At 72.9% G+C, this 2,932-nt stretch carries 2 protein-coding genes; one reads left to right on the forward strand and one right to left on the reverse strand.

Annotation, left to right across the window (positions count from 1 at the left end; genetic code table 11):
• Window positions 1-246: 246 nt before the first annotated feature.
• The gene (locus VR45_RS32340; RefSeq protein WP_234326381.1) at window positions 247-1,284 is read right to left on the reverse strand and encodes a phospholipase; all 1,038 of its coding nucleotides are present in this window, start codon (window positions 1,282-1,284) and stop codon (window positions 247-249) included.
• A 334-nt stretch (window positions 1,285-1,618) separates the two neighbouring features.
• Between VR45_RS32340 and VR45_RS32345 the strand changes: the two genes are divergently transcribed.
• A partial coding sequence (locus tag VR45_RS32345) for a hemolysin family protein (protein ID WP_045943446.1) occupies window positions 1,619-2,932 on the forward strand: 1,314 nt, incomplete at its 3' end.

Below are 2,932 nucleotides of genomic sequence, written 5' to 3' on the forward strand. Positions count from 1 at the left end.
CTCCCACACCGCCGCCACACACCACGAAGCGGGCGAAGGCGACGAGGCCCCCGACCTCCGCCCGCTCCCGGCGCCGCTCTGCCGCCATGATCCGCCCCCTCCGGTTCCCGCTCCCCGGAACGCGCGCTCCCCGCCGCGGGGCCGGGAGCGCGCATCCCCCCTTGGCATCAGCATGGCGTAAGCAGTGGTGCCATGTCCAGTCCGAGTGGCGCCACAGTGGTGCCATGCGCTGGACGAGGGCGGCCCCTACCGGAACAGGCGGTCGCCGCTGTTCGCCATCCGATGGGTGCCGCCGTGGCGGTTGACCCAGTCACGGACGAGGTTGACGGCATTGGCACACTGCCAGCCGCCGTCGTACTCGCGCACGCCGGTGAAGGCGCCGTAGCCGGCGATGATGCCGTCCACCTGGCCGTCGCCGAGGAGCTTGTCGACGTACCACGGGTCGTTGTAGGTGGTCGTCCAGGAGAAGGTGGCCGCGAGCCGGCCGGCGGCCCGGTCGGCGGCGCCCTTCTTCAGTTCGGCGCAGGTGTTCCAGGTGGCCTCGGTGCAGTTGCCGAAGCCCTTGGTGATGTCGCTGTCCCCGTAGTCCATCGCCCGGCGGCCGGCCGGGAAGCCGGAGCCGGAGCGGTCGAAGGCGCCGAGCACCTGGTCGCGGGTGCCGGTCGTGGTGATGCCCTCCAGCGGGCCGAGCCGGCCCGCCAGGCTCTGCCAGCCCCGGCCGCCGACGTCCGGGGTGCTGCCGCCGTGGTACTCGTAGAAGCCGTAGAGCACCTGGATCCCGGCGGCCGTCAGCCGCTGGGCCTTGTCGCGCAGGCCGGCGACACTGCAGGTGCGGTTGGGCGCCTCGCCGCAGTAGTTGGGGTCCTTGATGTCCAGCCAGACCAGTGACAGCCGGCGGCCCGCGTTGGCGTGGGAGAGGATGCGGTCCAGCATGCTGTCGAAGCTGGGCCCGAGGCGGTTCTCGCCGGCCGAGGAACAGTCGTGCCAGGCGCGCCACTCGTTCGGGTTCCACCAGGCGCAGACGTCGATCTCGATGGCGTTGGCGCCGTGGCCGATCGCGGCGTCCACCCCGTCCAGGGTGTCCACCCGGTGCGCGACGGCGTAGACCGGGCGGCGCGTGTCGGCGACCTGGGCTCCGGCGGCCTGGGTACCGGCGGCCTGCGCGGGGGACGCGAGGGCGGTGGTCCCGAGGATCCCGCACAGCGCCGCCACCAGGGCGGGCAGCATCCGCAGGCGGCCACCGCGCGGGCGGGCACCGCGCGGGCGGGTGCTGCGGCGAGTCATCGTCACGAGGTCGCTCCCTTCTCGTCGTCCGTCAATCGTCGGTACTTGATTTGTCCGTCCTCCGTCAATCGATATCACCAACCGTGCGTCGACGTACGGTGAACGGCAGGTTCGGCGGAGAATGCGGTGGTGGCCGCACGCGCCGTCAGGCCGGGGCCGCCGAGCCCTCGTGCGGCACCGATTTGCCATTCCTTTACACTTCTGTAGAACCGATCATCCCCTGCCGTAAAGGATTCGCGGACCTCGCGATGGACGAGCCTCCCAGTCACCCTCCAGCTGTTCCCTGCCCGCCCCCTGCCCGTCCTGCGGCCCGGACCGGGGCGGGGGTGACCCGGTGAGCGAGGTGCTCCTGCTGGTCCTGGCCCTGCTCCTGACCGCGGCCTGCGCCCTGTTCGTCGCCGCCGAGTTCTCCCTCACCACCGTGGAGCGCGCCGCCGTCGAACGAGCGGCCGAGGCCGGTGAGCGGGGCGCCGCGACCGCACTCAAGGCCGTCCGGCGGCTCACCTTCCAGCTCTCCGGTGCCCAACTGGGCATCACCATCACCAGCCTGGTGATCGGCATGATCGCGCAGCCCTCGGTGGCCGCGCTGCTCCGCGGCCCGCTGGAGGCCGTCGGCCTGCCCGAGGCCGCCGCCGAGACCGGCTCGCTCGTCCTCGGCGTGCTGCTGTCGACCGTCGTGCTGATGGTCGCCGGCGAACTCGTGCCCAAGAACTGGGCGATCTCCCGGCCCCTGGCCGTCGCCAAGGTGGTGGCCGCCCCGCAGTACTGGTTCTCGGCCGCCTTCGCGCCGTTCATCGGCCACTTGAACAACACCGCCAACCGCGTCGTCCGGCGGTTCGGCCTGGAGCCGGCCGAGCACCTCGCCTCCGCCCGCACCCCGCAGGAACTGGTCGCGCTCGCCCGGCACTCCGCCCGCGAGGGCGTCATGGAGCCGGACACCGCCGAGCTGTTCATCCGCTCGCTCAACCTGCGCGAGCTGACGGCGGAGAACGTCATGAAGCCCCGGGTGGACGTCCAGGCCCTGGCGGAGCACGCCACCGCGGCCGACGTCGCCGACCTCACCCGGGCGACCGGCCTCTCCCGCTTCCCGGTCTACCGGGACAGCCTCGACCACGTCGTCGGCACCGTCCACATCAAGGACGCCCTCGGCGTGCCCGTCGAGCGGCGGGCGAGCCGGCNGCTGATGACCGAGCCGATGCTGGTCCCCGAGACCCTCACCGTCGACCGCCTCCTCGACCGGATGCGCGGCGAGGAGACCCTCGCCGTGGTCATCGACGAGTACGGCGGCACCGCCGGCATCGTCACCCTGGAGGACATCGTCGAGGAGGTCGTCGGCGAGGTCCGCGACGAGCACGACCCCACCGGGACCCCCGACCTGGTCGACCTCGGCACCGCCGACGACGGCCGGCACGGGTGGGACTCCGACGGCATCACCCGCACCGACGAGCTCGAAGCCATCGGCATGCCGGTGCCCGAGGGGCCGTACGAGACGCTGGCCGGCCTGATCGCCGAGCGGCTCGGCCGGATCCCGAGGGTCGGCGACGCCGTCGAGGTGGACGGCTGGACGCTGGAGGTCGGCGCCGTCGCCCACCACGTCGCCGAGCGGGTGCGGATCACCGGCCCCGAACCCGCCGCCTCCCCCGACGAC

It is taken from the genome of Streptomyces sp. NRRL S-495 (assembly GCF_000966955.1).
Taxonomy (GTDB): domain Bacteria; phylum Actinomycetota; class Actinomycetes; order Streptomycetales; family Streptomycetaceae; genus Kitasatospora; species Kitasatospora purpeofusca.

Excerpts from the sequence above, each read along its gene's own strand:
- VR45_RS32340 (WP_234326381.1), bottom strand. The coding sequence starts at position 1,284 with ATGACTCGCCGCAGCACCCGCCCGCGCGGTGCCCGCCCGCGCGGTGGC.